12 protein-coding genes and 1 pseudogene are annotated in these 18317 nt (G+C 64.2%); 7 read left to right on the top strand and 6 right to left on the bottom strand.

Annotated features, from left to right (window positions below):
• The first annotated feature begins 22 nt into the window (after positions 1–22).
• Positions 23–2209, top strand: a complete 2187-nt coding sequence (locus tag D2V17_RS19610) for a PQQ-dependent dehydrogenase, methanol/ethanol family (protein WP_119594830.1) — start codon at positions 23–25, stop codon at positions 2207–2209.
• A 21-nt stretch (positions 2210–2230) separates the two neighbouring features.
• On the opposite strand, the gene D2V17_RS19605 is transcribed toward D2V17_RS19610, so the two are convergent.
• The 3 genes from D2V17_RS19605 to D2V17_RS19595 form a co-directional block, all read right to left on the bottom strand.
• Positions 2231–2884 (bottom strand): nuclear transport factor 2 family protein, encoded by a 654-nt coding sequence (locus tag D2V17_RS19605; protein WP_245978831.1) that lies wholly within the window; start codon positions 2882–2884, stop codon positions 2231–2233.
• 197 nt (positions 2885–3081) lie between these two features.
• Positions 3082–3990 carry a LysR family transcriptional regulator gene (locus D2V17_RS19600; RefSeq protein ID WP_119594828.1) on the bottom strand — a complete coding sequence of 303 codons (909 nt, stop codon included), beginning with the start codon at positions 3988–3990 and terminating at the stop codon, positions 3082–3084.
• 73 nt (positions 3991–4063) lie between these two features.
• Positions 4064–4564, bottom strand: a complete 501-nt coding sequence (locus tag D2V17_RS19595; RefSeq protein ID WP_119594827.1) for a MarR family winged helix-turn-helix transcriptional regulator — start codon at positions 4562–4564, stop codon at positions 4064–4066.
• Between the two features lie 133 nt (positions 4565–4697).
• On the opposite strand from D2V17_RS19595, the gene D2V17_RS19590 reads away from it, so the two are divergent.
• From D2V17_RS19590 to D2V17_RS19570, 5 genes are read left to right on the top strand one after another with little or no spacing between them, the layout of a single operon-like run.
• Positions 4698–5900 carry a cytochrome P450 gene (locus D2V17_RS19590; protein ID WP_119594826.1) on the top strand — a complete coding sequence of 401 codons (1203 nt, stop codon included), beginning with the start codon at positions 4698–4700 and terminating at the stop codon, positions 5898–5900.
• Positions 5897–7249, top strand: a complete 1353-nt coding sequence (locus D2V17_RS19585) for an MFS transporter (RefSeq protein ID WP_119594825.1) — start codon at positions 5897–5899, stop codon at positions 7247–7249. Before D2V17_RS19590 ends, D2V17_RS19585 begins: the two co-directional genes overlap by 4 nt.
• Complete coding sequence (gene dhaL / locus D2V17_RS19580; RefSeq protein ID WP_119594824.1) at positions 7246–8961, top strand: dihydroxyacetone kinase subunit DhaL; 1716 nt, start codon at positions 7246–7248, stop codon at positions 8959–8961. The genes D2V17_RS19585 and dhaL overlap by 4 nt, the downstream gene beginning before the upstream one ends.
• A gap of 31 nt (positions 8962–8992) precedes the next feature.
• Positions 8993–11353, top strand: a complete 2361-nt coding sequence (locus D2V17_RS19575; RefSeq protein WP_119594823.1) for a TonB-dependent receptor — start codon at positions 8993–8995, stop codon at positions 11351–11353.
• 59 nt (positions 11354–11412) lie between these two features.
• Entirely contained in the window at positions 11413–13710 is a 2298-nt protein-coding gene (locus D2V17_RS19570; RefSeq protein WP_245978830.1) for an arylsulfatase, read from the top strand.
• Positions 13711–13936: 226 nt separating this feature from the next.
• Here D2V17_RS19570 and D2V17_RS19565 read toward each other — a convergent pair whose 3' ends face one another.
• From D2V17_RS19565 to D2V17_RS19555, 3 genes are read right to left on the bottom strand one after another with little or no spacing between them, the layout of a single operon-like run.
• Complete coding sequence (locus D2V17_RS19565; RefSeq protein WP_119594821.1) at positions 13937–15148, bottom strand: serine hydrolase domain-containing protein; 1212 nt, start codon at positions 15146–15148, stop codon at positions 13937–13939.
• Between the two features lie 2 nt (positions 15149–15150).
• A complete protein-coding gene (locus tag D2V17_RS19560; RefSeq protein WP_191229314.1) occupies positions 15151–16803 on the bottom strand; it encodes a carboxylesterase/lipase family protein in 1653 nt (550 codons plus the stop codon).
• A 34-nt stretch (positions 16804–16837) separates the two neighbouring features.
• A complete protein-coding gene (locus tag D2V17_RS19555) occupies positions 16838–17698 on the bottom strand; it encodes an FAD-dependent monooxygenase (RefSeq protein WP_281270620.1) in 861 nt (286 codons plus the stop codon).
• A 184-nt stretch (positions 17699–17882) separates the two neighbouring features.
• On the opposite strand from D2V17_RS19555, the pseudogene D2V17_RS19550 reads away from it, so the two are divergent.
• A pseudogene (locus D2V17_RS19550) lies at positions 17883–18317 on the top strand (transposase); the annotation flags it as partial.

Here is an 18317-nt window from a genome sequence, read left to right as displayed (position 1 = left end):
AAACCGGATGAGAGGGACGCCCATGCGTGAGATCCGACACCTCCTGCTGCTGGCCTGCACGCTTGCGAGTGCCGCCTGTCAGCAACCGGCCAGCCACCAGAGCGGGGCCGGCGACGACTGGCCGTCACCCGGCGGCGATGCGGGCAAGAGCCACTTCTCCCGCCTGCAGGAGATCGCACCGGACAATGTCGCGCGCATCGGGCTGGCCTGGAGCGCGGACCTGCCCGGCCAGCGCGGGATGGAGGCGACGCCGGTGGTGGTGGACGGTGTGCTCTATGTCTCGGGGCAGGCCGGATATGTCGGGGCGTTCGATGCCGCGAGCGGGAAGCCGCTCTGGGAGTTCACGCCCGAAATCCGCCCCGAGGCCTATCGCACCGCCTGCTGCGACACGGTCAACCGCGGCGTCGCGCTGGCCGATGGCGTGGTCTATGTGGCGGCGCTTGACGGCATTCTCTATGCGCTCGATGCGGGCAGCGGTGAGGTGCTGTGGCAGGCCGACACTATCGAGCAGGGTGCAGGCGGCCTCGTCAGCACCGGCGCGCCGGAGGTGGCGGGCGATGTCGTGGTGATCGGCAACAGCGGCGCGGAATATGGTACGCGTGGCTATGTCAGCGCCTACGACCGCAAGAGCGGCGATCTGCGCTGGCGCTTTCACGTGGTGCCGCGCGATCCGGCGCTTGGGCCCCAGGACCATCCCGACCTCGAAGCGGCGCTCGCCACCTGGCCCAAGGACACCTTGTGGGACATGGGCGGCGGCGGCGCGCCGTGGGATGCCATCGCCTATGACAGCGAAACCGGGTTGGTGCTGGTCGGCACCGGCAACGGCGGGCCATACTACCGCGCGGCCCGTTCGCCGGGCGGCGGCGACAATCTGTATCTGTCCTCCATCGTCGCGCTCGATCCCGAGACGGGCCGGGTCGCGTGGCACTATCAGGAGGTGCCGGGCGACAGCTGGGACTACACCGCGACCCAGCCGATGGTGCTGGCCGATCTCGACATCGACGGCGAAACCACGCCGGTCATCATCCACGCACCGAAGAACGGCTTTCTTTACCTGATCGACCGCCGGAGCGGCAGGTTGCTCGATGCGCACAGGCTGGTGCGCACGAACTGGGCCGATTCCATCGACATCGAGACCGGGCGGCCCAACCTTACGCCTGCATCGAGCGACTATTCGCAAGGGCCGAAGATCGTGTTCCCGGCGACGGTCGGCGCGCGCAACTGGCAGGCCGGGGCCTTCGATCCCGACAGCGGGATCTACTTCGCGCCGGTGGTGGACATGGGCAACCTGATGATCGCGCAGCCGGGGCCCTACGAGCATAGGGATCGCGCACTTAACCTGTTCGCCTCGGTGCTGTTTACCGCCGAGCTGGAGAACATCCTGCCCGGTCTGCCCCCGGCAGCGCGCGAGGAGGTCGAGAAGCTCCCGGAGATGGACGAGGTCCGCAAGGCCCCGTGGATCAGCGAGCTGCGGGCGATCGACGTCGTGACCGGGCAGACGGTCTGGTCGCAGCCGATGGAGGGGTGGCAGGATCGCGGTGGGGTGCTCGCCACGGCCAGCGGTCTGGTGGTGCAGGGCAACCTTGCCGGTGCCTTGCGCTTCTTCGATGCGGGCTCGGGCAAACTGCTGCGCGCGGTGCAGACGGGCCGCTCGATCATGGCCGCGCCGATGACCTACAGCGTCGATGGCGTGCAATATATCGCGTTGACGACGGGCTGGGGCGGGGGCGGCTGGCCCTATGTGCCCGCCTATTCGGCTGCCTACCGTTATGGCAACGCCAACAAGCTGCTGGTGTTCAGGCTCGATGGCAAACCGGTGCCCATGCCCGAGCCGCTGCCGCCGCTGGAGGTGACGCCGGACGTCGGCCCGAGGGAAAGCTGGGAGACACCGGCGGCGATCGCGCAGGGCGAGGGGTTGTTCATGGCCAATTGCGGCATCTGCCATGCCAACCACCCGCGCTCGACGGCTCCCGACCTGACGCGGCTAATGCCCGGTGTGCAGAACGCTTTCTCCGCCATCGTGTCGGGTGGCCTGCTGGAAACACGCGGAATGCCCGCCTGGGGCGACTTGCTCAGCGAGGATGAGGTGCGCGCAATTCAGGCCTATCTGCGCGATCTGCAACGCCGCAACCGCCAGCGCGACCTGCAACTGCAAGCCGAAGGGCTGCCGCTCGACCGCCAGAGCACAGGTATGACTCTGGCGAAATAGCGGCAGCAGCGGACCGGCCGCTTACTTCCCGGTCAGCGTGGACAGCTGGCGGCTGCGTTCCTCGGTCCATTCGCGGCCGCTGACCGGATTGGCATAGTGGAACGGCGGCACGTAAACATGCGGGAATGCCCCATAGGCGACGGTCACGGTCTCGTCCGGCTCGACCCCGTCGAGCGGCTTGGCCAGCTCGACGCCGCCCTCGTTCCAGCCCTTGTCGTATTCGACATAGTAGGTGGTGAAGAAGTGCAGCCGATCGATCTTCCAGCGGTCGTCCTCGAACACATAGCGGTTCTCGTAAGTGCCCTCGGCCCAGCGCGCCTCGCGGCCCAGCCAGCCGATCTGGATGAAGGCGCGCCAGCGGGCCTTCGCGGTCAGGCCATCCTCGCTCACCGTGATCACGGGCTGCAACTGCATATGGTTGAACACGCCGCCATATTCCATCGGCGGCAGGGCATTGAGGTAGGTGCGGATCCGGTCCTGCCCGCGGAACAGGCCCCGCCCGGCGATTTCGAGCGTCGCATCGCGCGCGAACAGGTCGGCGGCTTCGTCGTAAAGCGCCTTGTCCACGTAGTAGCCATAGGCGGCTTGCAGGTTGGCGATGTCGGTCCAGGCGCTCAGGCGCCGGACCTCGGTGCGCAGTGCGGCTATCTCGCGTTCAAGCGTCTCGTTTGCCAAGTCGGGGATCCTCTGTTCGGTCGTTCAGATCGGCATCGCGCCCGAAGCGCTATCGGGACGTGCGGTTATATTGCACGTTACGTAACATAGCATATGTGACGAAGGGAATGATATTTCGAACCCGACTGTCCGCCCGAGGCTTGGGGGCAACCGACATGCAGACCTTCCTCGCAGGCCCGCAAGTTCCCCGCGCAGCCTCAGAGCAAACGGTTCGATTCGGAGCGCAATTGGTCGAGCAACCAGCGCAGGCTCGCATCGCTGGCGCGGGTGCTGTGGTATTGCGCCATTTCGACCAGTGGCGGGATTTCGATGGGGAGCGGCTGAGAGGCCAGCGCGAAGTCTCTCATCAACACCTTGGCGAGCTTTTCCTGCACCACGGCAATGCGGTTCGTCCCCAGCAGCAGATGGCTGATCAAGGTGAAGTTCGAGCAGGAAATCTCGATCCGCCGCTCCGCCCCCAGGCTCCGCAGATGGCGTTCTGCAAAGGTGGATGACTGCTCGACCCCGATCGTCAGGCGCACCTGCGGGGCTGCCAGAAACGCGTCGACCGAGAGTGGCCCCTTGAGCAGGGGATTGGCCCTGTCTCCGACGATGACGTGGCCATCTTCGAACAGGCACTCTGCCGGCTGGCCGTGACTCGTGAAGTCTTCCGGGCACAGCAGGCAGTCGATCTCGCCACTTTCCAGCAGGCGCATGGTCTCCACGCCGGTGGGCAGGATATGGAAAGTCAGGCTGGGCGCCTCATGTTGCAGGCGGCGCAGCAGCGGGGCGATCACGACGAGCGTTACATAGTCCGATGCGCCGATGCGGAAATTTCGTTTGGTTGTGGCAGGATCGAAAGAGCTTGAACCGCTGACGAGGTCTTCGGCGCTTTGCAGGAACTGCCGGATGGGCCCTTGCAGATTGTCGGCAAAGGCGGTGGGGATCATCTTGCGGCCAGATTGCACCAGCAACTCGTCGTCGAAGTACTGCCGCAGGCGCGCCAGGGTCGAGCTGACGGCCGGCTGGCTCAGATTGAGCCGCTCGGCCGTGCGAGAGACGCTGCGCTCCTTCAGCAGGACGTCGAGAGCGAAGATGAGATTGAGATCGAGACCCTTAAACCGCATCGAGGCAGGATATAGTATTCAAGGCGCTTATCCAACACGCCTTCATGCCTTCATATTCTCTATGTTTGTGCCTTCAGCCGAAGTGCTTTTCGGCATAGGCGATGGCCTTGGGCAGGTTGCGATGGAATCGCTCGAGAAAGTCGATGAACATCCGGCGTTCCTCAGCCGAAAAGCCGTCCAGAAGTATTTCCTCGCGTGACCGCGCCATCCGCACGATTTGCCGGTGGACGCTTTTGCTGGCGCTGGTTGGGCGAATGAAGCGGCCTTCCCGCTGGTGGTGGATTTCGACGAGGCCTTTTCCCTGTAACGATCTGATGCTCTGGCTGACAGTTGCCTTGTTCATTTGAAGAATGTCACAGATCTTCCAGGCTTGAAGCTCACCATATTCGTATAAAATGGAGAGGATGCGCGTCTCGTTTACGCCGATCCCCAGAATTTCGAGGTACATCTTGGAGGTGTGCCAGGCGTAGTTGTTGTTCGCAACAGTCAGAATGTGGGGCAGAAACTTGGCATTTTCCAGGACTTCTTCGGTATCATATTCCGACGGCAGCCGATTAACCGGATCATCCTGCATTTTATCATCTCGTCATGGCATTTTGAGGCAGGTCAATGACCTGCAACAATCGGCCTTGACTGTCCACAGTTTAGGTATAAACGTCAAGTTTAGATATAAACGCTCGCTGTGATGGCGAGGTGGGAGATTTGGCATGAGTGCCCCGACGGGTCTGCGTCCGACGCAGATCGACATCGATCCTTTTGCGGAAGAGACGCTGCGCGATTTTGGCGCGTTCGATCAGGCTGCGCTGGCGGCCGAATCGGTCATTTATCTGCCTCGCTATGATCTGTGGGCGCTGGCCCGGCACGATCTCGTAAAGGCTGCCTTTGCCGACTGGCGGCGGCTCTCGTCGGCGAACGGAACCGGCCTTACGCATATCGGAAAGTCGGAGAACTGGCGTCGTCCTAGTCTCATTCTCGAGAACGATCCTCCGAGCCATGGCCAGTATCGCAAGATCCTCGCCAGGGTGCTGACCGGGGCGACCCTGAAAGAGATTCGCGAGCGCTTCACCGCGACCGCCGAGGCTCTTGCACGCGATGCCGTCGCGCGCGGGCGCTTCGATGCGGTCACAGACTATGCGGAAGCCTTCCCGCTGGCGGTTGTCCCGACGATGCTGGGGCTGCCCGAAGAGGCGAGCGAGATCATGCTCGTCTATTCCGACCTCAACTTCAATTCGATGGGCCCGGAAAACGATCTGCTGCGCCGCTCGCGCGAGCGTGCGCAGCCGCTGACCGAACGTGTGATGGAGCTTTGCCAGCGCCGGTATCTCACCAAGGGCGGGCTGGGCGACCGCATCTACGAGCTGTGCGCAGCCGAGGGGCTGCCCGAGGAAGACGCGGCGATCCTGCTGCGCACCTTCTTTTCCGCCAGCATGGATACCACGATCAACGGCACCGCCTTTGCAATTGAGGCGCTGGCGAACCGCCCGGACCAGTGGGCGATGCTGCACGCCGATCCGTCGCTCGCCACTGCCGCGTTCGAAGAGAGCCTGCGGTGGCATTCCCCGAGCCCCTATATCGGGCGGACGACCAACTGCGATGTCGAGATCGAAGGCGTCACCATTCCTGCCGACAGCAAGGTGCTGATGCTGGTGGCGGCCGCCAATCGCGATCCGCGCCGCTTCGACAGGCCCGATGAGTACGACATCGCCCGAAGCGACAGCGGTCACGTGGCCTTTGGTGTCGGCATCCATGCCTGCATCGGGCAGATGGTTGCGCGTCTGGAGGCCGAACTGGCGCTGAGCGCGCTTGCGCGGGCCGCGCGCACGATCACGCTCGATGGCGAACCGGAATTGCTCATGAACAACTGGTTGCGTGGCTATACCTCGCTGCCGGTGAAGGTGGAGGCGGCATGAACGCTGCGGACGCCACCGGCGTCGATGACGCCCGCCAGCCGGCTGCCGCGTCCGGGTGGAGCGATTTCTCGCACGGGCCGGTGCGCGCGTGGATCGTGGTTCTGCTGCTGCTGTGCGCCTACACGGTCTCGCTGATCGACCGGCAGGTGCTCAGCCTTCTGGTCGAGCCGATCAAGGCCAGTCTGGATATCTCGGATACCCAGATCAGCCTGTTGCACGGGCTGGCCTTCGCCATTTTCTACACGCTGTTCGGGGTGCTGATCGGCCGCGCGGTCGATCGCCGCAACCGGCGCAACATTATCGTTGCGGGGATGACCTTGTGGTGCCTGGCCACCGTTACCTGCGGTCTTGCCAGCAGCTTCACCGGGCTGTTCGTCGCGCGCATGTTCGTAGGGGTAGGGGAGGCAACGCTTTCGCCCGCCGCCTATTCGATGATCGCCGATTATTTTCCGCTGGAGAAGCGGGGCCGGGCGATCAGCGTGTTCTCGATGGGTGTTTTTGCCGGTTCCGGCCTCGCCCTGATCGTCGGCGGCGCGGCGATTGACGCGACCGGAGGGCTTGCGGGCACGCCTATTCCCTATCTCGGCACCTTCGAATCCTGGCAGCTTGCGTTTTTCGCCGTGGGCGCGCCGGGGCTTATCCTCGCGGCCATCATCATGACCGTGCGCGAACCGGCGCGGCGTGAAGTGAGCGATGAAGGCGTCGGTGTGCCCGAGACGCTGGCCTTCTTCCGGCGCAAGGGACCGGCTCTTGCCACGATGCTTATCGCCTTTGGCGCCAATGGCCTGATCAATTTCGGCCTCGCGGGCTGGGCGCCGACCTTCTTCATCCGCGTGTTCGGCTATACCGCAGGCGAGATCGGCGCTGTCTATGGCGCACTGCTGATGATCTGCGGCTCTGCCGGTGTCTGGGTCGGCGGCTGGCTGGCTGACCGGCTGGTGCGCCGCTTCGGCAAGGGCTCGGCGCTGGTCGTGATGCGCACGGCGGCCTTGTTGATGATCCCCTCGCTGGTGCTGTTCGGCTTGTCGACCACGCCGACCATGGCGCTGGTTGCCCTCGGCTTCACCTGCTTCGTGCTTGGCTTGCCGACCGGCCTTGCTCCGGTTGCGCTCTATGCGATCACGCCCAACCAGTTCCGCGGACAGGTCACGGCGCTGTATCTGTTTGCGGTGACGCTCATCGGCATGATGCTCGGCTCCACGCTGATCGCGCTCGGCACCGACTATCTGTTCGGCAGCGAAGACGCTGTCGGCAAGTCGCTCGCGCTGGTGGCCTCGTGTGCGGCCGCGCTCAGCTTTGTCAGTCTCTCGATTTCCCAGCGCATTCAGAAGCGGACGGACTACGCATGAAAAAGCTCATCAACTCACCTCGCGATGTGGTTCCCGACATGCTGCGCGGCCTCTGCGCCACGGACGAGCGCCTGCGCCTGATCCCGTCGCTCAACGTGATCGTGCGGTCGGACTACGAGGCCGTGCGCGAGCGCGGCGAGGTCGCGCTGATTTCCGGCGGCGGTGCCGGGCACGAGCCTGCACACGCGGGCTATGTCGGGGCGGGTATGCTGACCGCTGCGGTTACTGGCGCAGTTTTCACCTCGCCGAGCGTCGATGCGGTGCTGGGGGCGATCCGTCTGGTCACAGGCGAGGCGGGCTGCCTGCTCATCGTGAAGAACTACACCGGCGACCGGCTCAACTTCGGCCTCGCCGCCTCGATTGCGCGCAGCGAAGGGCTGCAGGTCGAGATGGTGCTGGTCGACGATGATGTCGCGCTTGACGTCGGCCGGAGCCGTGCGGGTGCGCGCGGGCTTGCGGGGACGGTGTTCGTGCACAAGCTCGCGGGCGCAGCGGCGGCTGCGGGCAAGCCTCTGGCCGAAGTTGCCGCCATGGCGGCGCAGTTCGTTGGCGGCATCGGCACCATGGGTGTGGCCCTGTCGTCATGCACCAACCCCAGCGCCGGAAAGCCCGGCTTCGAACTGGGAGCGGACGAGATCGAATATGGCCTCGGCATCCACGGCGAGCGCGGGGCTTCGCGCGAGACGATCGCTGAAGCCAGTGCCATCGCCGACCGCCTGATCGATCGCATTGTCGCGGAGTTGAAGCTTGCCGGAGGCGAGCGGGTGGCGCTGATGGTCAACGGCCTTGGCGGAACCCCGCCTTCGGAACTGGCGATCATGGCAGGCGGCGCCCTTGCGGCGGCCCGCCGCCATGGCCTCGCGGTGGAGCGGGTCAGCTGCGGCACGCTGCTCAGCGCGCTGGAGATGGCGGGCTGCTCGCTGACGCTGGCCCGGATCGACGACGAGCGCCTCGCACTGCTCGACCAGCCGGTCGAGGCTCCGGCCTGGGTTGGGCTGACCTGTCCCGCCGCTTCGGCCTACGAGCTGGGCGAACCGCAGGCGCGTCTGGCCAAGGGGCAGGGCGATCTGGTCGCCTTGTCGCAGGCGCAGCAGGATCTGCTCCGCAGCACGATTGCCGGTGTAGCCAAGGCGCTGATTGCCGCAGAGCCCGGGCTGACCGATCTCGACAGCATCGTGGGCGATGGCGATCTCGGCATCAGCCTTGCACGCGGGTCCGAGGCAGTGCTGGAGGGGATCGACGCGGTCGACTGCACCCATCCCGCCCGCGCGGCAAATGACCTCTCGACCATTGTCCGGCGCGCCGTGGGCGGCACGTCGGGGCCGCTTTATGCCGCGTTCCTGCTGGCTGCGGCGCAATCCATGCGCGAGGCGAGTTCGCCGGCCAGCCTGGCCGACTGGGCACAGGCCATGGCCAGCGGCGCTGCCGCGATCACCGAACTGGGCGGGGCGAAGCGCGGCGACAGCACGATGCTCGACGCGATCATTCCTGCGGCAGAGGCGATGCAGGAGGCCGCTGCTGCGGGATCTTCGACCTCCGAGATGCTGGCCCGGGCGCTCGCCGCGGCGCGGGCAGGCACGCAATCGACCGCCGACATCAACCCTCGGGTTGGGCGCGCGAGCTACGTGGGCGACCGGGCGGTCGGTCACATCGATCCCGGCGCTCAGGCCGTGACTGTCTGGCTCGAAGCCATCGGAAATTTAGTGCCCTGACAAACACCACAATCTGATTTGGGAGAATAAGATGAGGATTTCGACACCCAAGAGCCGTGTGCTCGCAACCAGCGCACTGGCTTCACTTCTTGTGGCGGCACTTCCTGCCGCCGCGCAGGAGCAGACCGCCAGCGACGCCGGCAGCCAGCGCAGCGGCAATGACACCATCGTGGTGACGGCCCAGTTCCGCGAGCAGAACCTGCAGGATACCCCGCTGGCAATCACTGCGGTTACCGGCGAGATGCTTGAGTCCAAGGGCGCAACCACGGTTCTCGATGTCGCGACAACCGCCCCCAACGTTACGATGCGAAAGGCCGGCGGCGCGAATGGCGGCGCGGCTCAGGTGTTCGTGCGCGGTGTCGGCCAGTCCGATGCATCCTTCGCCTTCGAACCTGGCGTCGGCATGTACATCGACGATGTCTACTATGGCACGGTGTTCGGCTCGATCTTCGACCTGCTCGATCTTGACCGGGTCGAGGTTCTGCGCGGCCCGCAGGGCACGCTGGCGGGCAAGAACTCGATCGGCGGTGCGGTAAAGCTGTTCAGCACCAAGCCGACCGATGGGAACAGCGGTTATGTCGAAGCCGCCTATGGCAGCTTCGATCTGCTTGATCTCAAGGGCATGGCGAACTTCACGCTGGTGCCCGACAAGCTGATGGTGCGCGTCTCGGGCATGTCGAAGCAGGTCGACGGCTGGTTCCAGCGCTACGACTATGGCTGCCTCAATCCCGGAAGCGGCGTCCCCTCGGCCTCCGACGGCGATTGCAGCAACGGCACCGAAGGGGGCCGCAACTATCAGGCTGGCCGTCTGGCGCTGCGCTTCACGCCGAATGAGGACATGGAGTTCAATCTCGTCGGCATGGTCTCCTCGGAAAATTCCGAGGTGTCGCCGCAGGTGCTGCTCGATATCACGCAGACCGCCAACATTCCCGCGGGCATCGATCCGAAGATCTTTATCACGCCCCGCAACGGTCGCTACAGCTACGCGAACTACACCAATCCGGCCTTCACCGATCCGGCGCGGTATAATGGCGTGCCGGGTGCCGGAAGCCATCCCACGACCGTGCTGGAGCCCGAATTCCGGCTGCGGGCGCAGATCCTCTCGAACACTTTCGACTGGAAGTTCAGCGACAGCATGTCGTTGAAATCGATCACGTCCTATCAGCATTATCGCGGCTCGAACGCGACCGATATCGATCTCACGCCATTCGGCCTGAATACGGTGTCGCAGCGCTACGAATACGATCAGTTCACGCAGGAACTGCGGTTCAACGGGACGGCTCTCAACGAGTTGCTGGAATATACCGTGGGCGGGTTCTATTTCCGCTCCACCGGCAAGTTCCAGGGCACCAACTATCTGCTGCCCGGCACCGCGCGCCAGAACCTCTATGCGCAGGATGATCGCATCCCGAGCGAGAGCAAATCGGTCTTTGCGCACGTCACTGCCTATCTGACGGACTCGCTGACACTCATTGGCGGAATCCGGTATACGGCTGACGAGAAGAAGTACGAATTCCGGCGTCGCAATCCCTACGATCCGAGTATGCCATCGTACACGCAGGCCGGTCAGATCGACGGGCTTACCGGCGAATACTCGGGAGACAGCGTCGATTACCGCGCGAACCTGCAATATCGCTGGTCGCCTGACGTGATGACCTACATCCAGTTCTCGACCGGTTATCGTGGCGGCGGCGTCAACCCGCGCCCCTATGTGCTGGAACAGCTGGTTCCGTTCGAACCGGAACGGCTGAATGCCTACGAAGCGGGCTTCAAGGCCGATCTTCTTGGCCGGGCAGTGCGTTTGAACGGCTCGGTGTTCCTCAACAAGTACACCGGCATTCTGTTCAACAACCAGACCTCGACCCCCAACAGCATTATCAACGCAACGCCGGTGAACGCCGGGGACGCGCGGTTCGTCGGGGCGGAGCTGGAGGTTAACCTGCGCCCGATCGATGGCCTGTCGATCGACGCCTCGGGCAGCTACCTTGCCTTCGAGTTCGAACGCATCGGTGCCGAAGGAGCCACGATCTCCGATGTCACGCTCGACAATCGTGCGCCCTTCGCGCCGGAATGGAAGGGCAACATCGGCATCCAGTACGAGATCGATGCCGGCGATTTCGGCTTCATCACGCCGCGCTTCGATCTTGCCTATACCTCCAGCTTCTTCCCGCAGATCGACAACGATCCGCGGGCGGAGATCGACGGCTATGCGCTTGCGAATGCCCGGATCGGCTGGGAAAACGTCGACGGAGATCTTCAGGTCGCCCTGCTGGTCACCAACCTGTTCGACGAGGACTATCTGGTGAGCGCGCTGCGCTATCCGCTCGGCGTGGTTTCGGGCACGCCGTCCACACCGCGCGAATGGAAGGTTAGCGTCCGCAAGCGCTTCTGACAAACCGTTCGGAGAATATTCCGAACCCATCGACGATGAAAATGACCGGGAGAGATAACATGGCCAGCAAAAGACTGCGGAAACTTTACAGCGCAACTGCCTGCATGGGGGCAATTGCGCTGGCCCTTGGGGCGCTGGCCACTCCGGTCGTCGGGCAGGAGCGGGAAGGGGGCTATCCCTCGCGCCCGCTTCCGCCTGAAAACGCGCCCAATGTGATGGTCATCCTGACCGACGACGTCGGCTTTGCGGCCGGAACCTCGTTCGGCGGGGCGGTCCCCACTCCGGTGCTGGACGCCCTTGCCGAGCAGGGCGTGCGATACAACAACTACAACAACACCGCGATGTGTTCGCCCACGCGGGCGGCGCTGTTGACGGGCCGCAATTCCCATTCGGTCGGCTTCGGCGTCATCAGCGAGGAAGCGTCGCCCAATCCGGGCTACACCTCGGTCATCCCGGAGAGTGCAGCCACCTTCGCGCAGGTGCTTTCCGCAGCCGGCTATGACACGGCGATGCTCGGCAAGCATCACAATGCGCCGCTGTGGGAAGATACCCCGGTGGGGCCGTTCGATCACTGGCCCAACGCCCTCGGGTTCGACTACTTCTACGGCTTCATGGGCGGGGCGACCAACCAGTTCGCTCCTGCCCTGTACGAGAACCGCAATGCTGTCGAAATTCCGCAGGATCGGCCTGACTACATCCTCGACACGGATCTGGCGGATCATGCCATCGAGTGGATCAACATGCAGCGCGCGATCCACGCCGATGCGCCGTTTCTGATGTACTACGCCCCCGGCTCGGCCCACTCTCCGCATCAGGCTCCGCCGGAGTGGATCGCCAAGTTCAAGGGCCAGTTCGACGGCGGCTGGGACGAACTGCGCGAGCAGTCCTTCGCGCGTCAGAAGGAGCTGGGCGTCATTCCCGCCGATGCGGAACTCACTCCGCGGCCTGCCGAGATTCCCGCCTGGTCATCGCTCAGCGCCGACGAGAAGCTCGTCGCCGCGCGGATGATGGAAGTTTTCGCGGCCCAGCTCGCCTACAGCGACAACCAGATCGGTCGGATCTTCGATCAGCTCAAGGCCAATGGGCAGTTCGATAACACCCTGATCATCTATATTCAGGGCGACAACGGCGGCAGCCTCGAAGGCTCTCCGCTGGGCACGATCGACGAGGTTGCGCGCGGCAAGAACGCCATGCCCGATAACCTGCAGGATCAGCTCGACCATCTCGAGGATTTTGGCACGCGCTACTCGTGGAACAACTATCCCGCAGGCTGGGCATGGGCGACCAACACGCCGTTCCAGTGGGGCAAGGCCATTGCCTCTCATCTGGGCGGCGTGCGCAACGGGATGGTCGTATCGTGGCCGGGCCGTCTGGCAGAGCAGGGCGGGGTGCGCCAGCAGTTCGCCCATGTCACCGACATCGCGCCGACCATCTTCGAAGCGGCAGGAGTTACTGCCCCGGCAACGTTCCGCGGCGTCGAGCAGATGCCCATCGCCGGCACCAGCCTCGTATACACCTTCGAAGATCCGCAGGCGGCGGAACGGCATGAAAGCCAGTATTTCGAACTGCGTGACAACCGCGCATTCTACGAAGATGGCTGGCTGGCTTCGACCACGCCGCGGGTGCTGCCATGGGACAAGGAATCGCCTCCGCCCACCGGCACGCCGCTGAACTGGGAACTGTACAACCTGCGCGAGGACTACAGCCAGTCGCACGACATCGCGGCGAGCAACCCGGAAAAGCTGGCAGAGCTTCAGGCCGCCTACGAAGTCGCCGCCGGGCTCTATAACGTCGGTCTGCCGGACGATGCCGCCACCGGAGAGCGACCGTTCCTCAACAAGGACCAGACCCGCTTCGTCTTCCGCAACAGCGACCGTCGCTATTCCCGCTACAGCTTCCCCAGCGTGATGAACCGCGCGTGGACGCTGGAGGCGACGATCGAAGTGATCGACGGGGACAGCGATGGCGCGATCGTCGCGCAGGGCAGCCGCCTGTGCGGATGGGGCCTGTTGATCGAAAACGGCATCCCGGTGTTCCGTTACAACGCCTCCATCGAGGACCGTGACCGGACCGTCATTGCAGGCCCGCAGGCGCTGTCTCCGGGTGAGCACAAGATTACCGTGCACTTCGACTACGACGAAGGCGCCGGGCGCGGCGCGGGTGCCGATGTCCGTCTGGAAGTGGATGGCCGCGAGGTTGCCAGCGGCCGTATCGCGCGCACCCCCGGATATCTGTTTGTGAGCGAAGGCGGCGCGTCCATCGGGCGGGATTACGGCACGACGCTGAGCGACAGCTACGAGTCGCCGTTCATTTATCCCGGCACCATCGAATCCGTGGTGCTGGACTTCGCACGATGAGCCGGTGTGTGATCGCGTAAGCCCGGCAGGAGGCGGGGGGCGGCGATGATCCGCACCCCCGTTTTCGATTTGCAGCGAGGCCGGGATCGACGGCTGGCGAGCGCCGGGCGGCGGCTCCATCCGTGTGGATCGGTTCGGCACGAGTCAGACCTGCCTCGCCATTACCGGGTCAGGCCGCCCTCCTTTGCACGATCCAGGCATTGGCTCGGCGGCAGCTCGTTCCGCCCTATCTGCCATCCCATCTGGAAGCGGCCTTGAGGAAGGCCAGTTCCTCGGCTCCGACAGGATCTGCCGCCGGGCCGACCGGACCATGGCTCATCTTGACAATCACCGTCTCGGTTTCCGGATCGACATAGATGTACTGCCCTTCGCCTCCGAGGGCGGTGAAAGCTTCGGTTCCGTTGACGGTCCACCAGAACCAGCCATAGCCGAGGCCGTCGCCTGCTGAACCTTCGGTGATGTCCCTGCGCAGATTGGCGACGAAACCGTCGGGAAAGAAGGGCGTGCCTTTGGCGTGCCCGTCGTTGAGCATCAGCAGGCCGAGCCGCCCGTAGTCGCGCAGCACCGCGTTGAAACCGCCGGCGGTGAACTCGCGGCCCACGCCGGGCTCGCCGTCGATCACGTAAAATGCGTCGGCCTGCATGCCCGCAGGCTTCCACAGGCGGGTGGAGAGGTACTCGCTCACCGGCATACCGGCCGCCCGTTCCACGACCCAGCCGGCCACGGCTGCATCGAGGCTGTTGTAGCGGTTGAAGGTGCCCGGCTCGTGCTCCCGCTCGGTTATCAGGGCGGCATCGGTATAGCGCGTGCGTTCTTGCACCCACGAGGCAACGTGGGCGTCATAGGAGGGCGTACCGGGCGAGAAGAAATTCTCGTCCCAGGCGATGCCCGAGCGCATTTCCATCAGGTCGCGGATGGTGGCGCCGTCGTAGCCGGTGCCGTTCAATTCGGGCAGATATTGCGTCACCTGGTCGGTGACCGATCCGATCAAGCCCTCCTTCACGGCCAGCCCAACCATGATGGCGTTGAGGGACTTGGCCATCGAGTACGAGTTGTAGCGGCTCTCTGCCGTGGATCGGTTGAAGTTGCCCTCGTAGACGATGGTGCCGTGCTTGATGATCAGCAGGCCATCGACAAAGGTGTTCTCGATAACGTCCGACGCCTGATGAATTTCGCCATTCGCTTCGTAGGTGAAGTCGAGCGGTGCGCTGCGGACCGGAAGCTCAAGCGGGCTGTCGCCCGCTTCGACCGGGGCGGTGTTGAACATCAGCGCCATCGTGCGATTGGCCAGTGGCCGGATGGCTTCGTCGAACATACTTTCGCGATACTGCATGACGGCTGGGGAGGGGCCGGTCTGGCCGTCCTGCGCGACGGCAGGAAGGGGCAGGGCGGCGATGGCGAGCGCGGCAGTGGCCACACCGGCGTGAAGAATCTTCATAACTATCTCCCTTGGTTAGCGGGCGTTGTAACGCCGCCGGCGACAACGCGATAATTGGCCAGATTGCGTTTCAGCCGATCAAGATCCGACCCGTCGGGGTCATTTGCCATCCGGCTTTGCAGATTGAACAGCAGGGTGGGGCGGCTGGTGCGGTTATAGGCTGTCCATTCCGGGAACGTCGGGCTGCGCGGGGCACCGTCGCGGGCGAACGAGACCCATGCTGCGCTCATCTGCTGCATCATCCGCACCTGTTCGTCGAGCTGTCCCGCTTCGACCGGCTCGCTTCCCACCGTGTCGAGCACGAAGGGGATGTCGATTGCGTGCGGCGACATCAGCAGGCCGTTGCGGGCGCTCGTCTCCCAGTCCATCCGGTAGAGATAGACCGGCGCTCCTGCCTTGCTCTGCTCGTCGGCAATGCGCTGGGTGAACAGGCGGGTGGGCCAGTCAGCGCGGATGAGCGCATCCACTTCCCACAAACCCGCTTGCGGATGCGCGGCCCGGTAATGGGCGACGATGGCTTCGGCGTCGGCTCCGAAAATCGGTTCGAGTTGCGCCACGACGGCGGCAAGATCGCGTTGCGGAGCCTCAGGGTTCTCCGCCAGAAAGTACTCGGTCATTTCGGTGCGTACCGTGCCGAGCAGCAAGGGGATGTCTTTGGAAAGCGGTGACGCGCCGTTCCAGAACGGATGCTGCGGCAGCGCGACATCGTCGACGACCGGGGCGAAATCCTGAATGACTCCCATGGTGCCGAAGCCGCCGATCTCCTGAAAGATGCGGTAATAGGCACGCATGATAGCGTCGAGCGGAACGGTCTGGATCTCGCGCACCCGGTGCTGCGGGATGTCGAGCAAGGCCAGCAGCCGTGCCGCCAGATCCTTCGCATAGGGGCGTTCGAGGGCGAGCGGTGCGGGGCCGCTTTGGATGATCGCCTTGTGAAACAGGCCATACGCGGCGGGCATCGCCATCAACAGTGACACCTTCTGGCCGCCGCCCGACTGGCCGAAGATGGTGACGTTTTCAGGGTCGCCGCCGAATTCCTCGATATTGTCGCGGACCCATTCCAGCGCCAGCACGAGATCGAGCATCCCGGCGCTCGACGATCCTGCGAAGGCGGGATCGAACTCGTCGAAGTAGGCGTGGCCGAGCACGTTCAGGCGATGGTTGGGGCTCACCATCACGACATCGTTGTTCGCGGCGAGGCGCGCGCCGTTCTGATAGTCACCGCCAGCCGACAACCGCCACAGGCCGCCGCCGTGCAGCCAGACCATGACCGGGCGCTTGCGCCCGTCTGCCAGCGCCGGGGTCCAGACGTTCAGCGTAAGGCAGTCCTCGCTCTCTTCAGCCTTTTGCCCGGCCTGCGCAGGATCGAGCTGTGGCGCAATCGGGCCATCGGTGAAGGCTGTCTGCGGTTCGCTCCAGGGTGTCGGCGGGGAAGGCGCCATGAAGCGGGAATTGCCGCTGGTCGTGGCGCCGTAGCGCAGGCCCTTGAATTGCAGAGCGCCGCGTTCTTCGCGCCCGATCACCGGGCCATAGCGCGTGTTCGCGATGATCGGCCCCGCCCGGTTCCGGGCCGTTCGCGCTTGCGACACAGTGCAAGCTTGCAGGACCAGCGGAGCAGACAGCCCCATCACGAATTCACGGCGACCCAGCTTCATTGTCTTCTCCTCTCGTGGCGCGATTTCGGCCCGCTCAGGCGAGCGTTCTTGCATGGGCGGGCTGGCCTTGAGGCAGGTGCCCGGTCACCAGTGCGATGAGCTTGTCGGGATCGGCTGGCACTTCGTCGCCCCGCCACGCCACATGGCGATCCGGGCGGCTGAGCAGGAGGCGATGACGATAGGCTTCGCCCGGTTCGGGCAGGGTCACGTCGAGCACCGCCAGCGGCATCCCGGCCTTCTCGGCGGCGTTCACCAGCGGGGCGACATCCGCCTCGCGCGAGAAGCGGAGGAGCGTGAACTCAGGGCCAAGCGCGTCATACAGCGATTGCCCGTCCGCCAGCCAGAAATGCGGGGTCCGGCAGCCGGGCACGGTGGAGGCGGTGTAGTCATACATCGTGTAGCTCGGCGCGGTCTCGTCATCATAGGCGATCAGCGGGGAATCCGGGTAGAAATAGCCGAAATTCAGCCCGGCACAGGCGAACTGCTGGACATGGAGATCGTAGGCATCGGCCCCGATCTGCGCGCGCAGGGCATCGGCCTCGGGGCCATCGTCGTTGATCGCGAGCGGGATGCTGAGGCGCTCGGAAATGGCCTTTTGCGCGTGGTTCATGGCGAAGCGCGAGACCTGATCGGTGATCGGTCCGCGCTCGGTTTCATATCCATCCAGAATGCCTGCTCCGGCCCATCCGTTTAGACGGGCCGCAAGTTGCCACGAGAGGCTCATGGCATCGGCGATCCCGGCATTCATGCCATAGCCGGCATAGGGCACCCAGAGGTGCGCCGCATCGCCGCAGATAAAAACGCGATCCTGGCGGAACCGGTTGGCGACCAGTCGCCGCCCGATCCAGTCTTCCTGACGGATCACGTCATACTCGAAAGTCTCGTCGACCCCCAGCAGCGCGCGGATCCAGGCATCCCGGTCGACGCTCTCGAAGTCGGTTTCATCCGGCAGGAGGTAGTTGTGGATCAGCCAGGTTTCGCGGCCGTCGATCGCTGTTCCCCGTCAGCGCCAATGGCACAGATTTGAGGTTGTGAATTAAGGAGTGTTGGGGCTTCGTCGTAGTGACGAAGGAACGAAGATGAAGCCCCAACACTCCTTGAAAAAATCGCCTGCCAAGGCCCCTGCTGAGCGGGTGGTGAAGGACATCCGGCGGCAGACCCGGCGGCATTTTTCGGCCGAAGACAAGATCCGCATTGTGCTCGATGGGCTGCGTGGCGAAGACAGCATTGCCGAACTATGCCGCAAGGAAGGCATTGCCCAGAGCCTGTATTACACCTGGTCGAAGGAGTTCATGGAAGCGGGCAAGCGGCGCCTGGCGGGTGACACGGCTCGTGCCGCGACCAGCGGCGAGGTGCAGGACCTGCGCCGCGAAGCCCGTGCCCTGAAGGAATGCGTGGCCGACCTGACGCTCGAAAACCGTCTGCTCAAAAAAAGCATGATCGCGGATGGGGGCGACGACGAATGAGATATCCCGCATCCGAGAAGCTCGAGATCATCCGGATCGTCGAGCAGT

Origin of the sequence: Aurantiacibacter xanthus (assembly GCF_003584015.1) — a bacterium.
GTDB lineage: Bacteria > Pseudomonadota > Alphaproteobacteria > Sphingomonadales > Sphingomonadaceae > Alteraurantiacibacter > Alteraurantiacibacter xanthus.
Note: the sequence above shows the minus strand (reverse complement) of the source record. Positions and strands in the feature narration are given on the sequence as shown.